The 1,505-nt window shown below is 64.4% G+C and carries 1 protein-coding gene and 1 pseudogene; both read left to right on the top strand.

Annotated features, from left to right (window positions below):
• The coding region (locus H483_RS40310) for a hypothetical protein (RefSeq protein ID WP_238556441.1) at positions 1–325 on the top strand (325 nt) is incomplete at its 5' end.
• Positions 319–1,505, top strand: a pseudogene (locus tag H483_RS39805) (hypothetical protein); the annotation flags it as partial. The gene H483_RS40310 and the pseudogene H483_RS39805, both read left to right, overlap by 7 nt.

Genomic DNA, 1,505 nt, shown 5'->3' with positions numbered 1-1,505 from the left:
GGCGCAGCGACTCGTGGCGACCTCACCCGCATTTGGATCGGATGCCGTCAGGGTGCGAGCGCCGGGGGAGCCATGCCGGAACACGGACCACCGGCCGACTGCATACCGGGTCGCTGACATGACCGATTCGTACGCGGTCGTGGACGTGTTCAGCCCTGTGAGCAACAATCCCGGCGAAGGCGTGACTATCCGCCTATCGGTGGAGTGGACAGGCGAGGATTGGCGGCTGTCACCGTCCTCGTTCGACAGTCTCGCGGAGAGCTACGAGCAGGACGATCCGAAGCAGAAAACGACCGTAGACTTGGCGGAGTTCACCCAATGGTGAGACACCGCCGTCTGGCCGTTCGGCTCGCACTCGGCTCCGTCGGACTCGCCCCGCTGGCGATGATCGTCGGAGCCGCACCGGTTCTGGCGCAAACGCCAACAACCGGGGTCGAGGACCCGTCCGCAGACGAGCCGGGGGCAAACCCGGAGGACGGCGGCGGTGGATTCTTCGACGGTGGCCTGCTCGGCGGCGACTGCCCGATAACCGACGTGTCGTGCAAGACCGAGAATGTCGTGACGGACATTGCCGACAGCACTCTCGGCAAGCTGATTGACCTCATCATGACGCTTGCGGCGCAGCTCTTCGCGTACCTGATGGATTTCTTCCAGAACGATCCGGTGTCTGACCCCGACGCGATTTCCGCGTCTATCGACTGGGCCACCGGAATGACCACCGATCTAGTGGTTTACGCAGTGGCGTTCTCACTCGTCATCGGCGCAGGTCGGATTGCCGTAGCTCGCGCAGACCAGCAAATACAGACAGGCAGTGCCACCGCGAGTGCGACGGTCAAGGCCGCCGCGGCCGCAGCCGCGGCAGGCCCGGTCCTCATGGTCCTCATTGCTGCCACCGACGCGTTGGCCGACTTCTTTTTCGAGCAGGCCGGCGACATTAACACCGCGAAAGAGCGGATTCAGACGATGCTCGTTACTGGTGAGTCTGAGCTGAACGTCGAACGGCTTCTGTTGCTCATCATCTCGGCAATGGCGATTTTCGCCTTCCTCGACCTAATGATGCAGCTGTTCATGCGACAGTTCCTCTTCATCGCGGCGGCGGTGTTCCTGCCGATTGCCGGTGCGGCCAGCGCAGGGGAGCAGGGGCGGGCAATCTGGTCGGCACTACTGCGACTGCTGACCGGTCTACTGCTGTTCAAGCCCATCTGCGCACTGCTGTTCGCAATCGGCATCCAGTACGCCAACGACCAGCCGGCCGACACCGGCAACGACTTCATCACCATCCTGCTCTTCATTTCGCCAGTGCTAGCCATGCCAATCCTGTTGCAGCTCGTCGGCGGGGCCGGCGGTTCCGCCGGCGGCGGAATGATGGCAATGGGCGGCACCGTCGGTCTCGCCAAAGCTGCCGGCGGCATGGGCCGTCAGGCCGTGTCGGCAGGCCGTGGGGTCGGAGCTGGAGTCGGCGCGCTCGGGGTAGGGCGTGGTGGCGCTGGCGGCGGCGCTGGAGG

This window comes from Dietzia sp. UCD-THP (assembly GCF_000349585.1).
Taxonomy (GTDB): domain Bacteria; phylum Actinomycetota; class Actinomycetes; order Mycobacteriales; family Mycobacteriaceae; genus Dietzia; species Dietzia natronolimnaea_A.
Note: the sequence above shows the minus strand (reverse complement) of the source record. Positions and strands in the feature narration are given on the sequence as shown.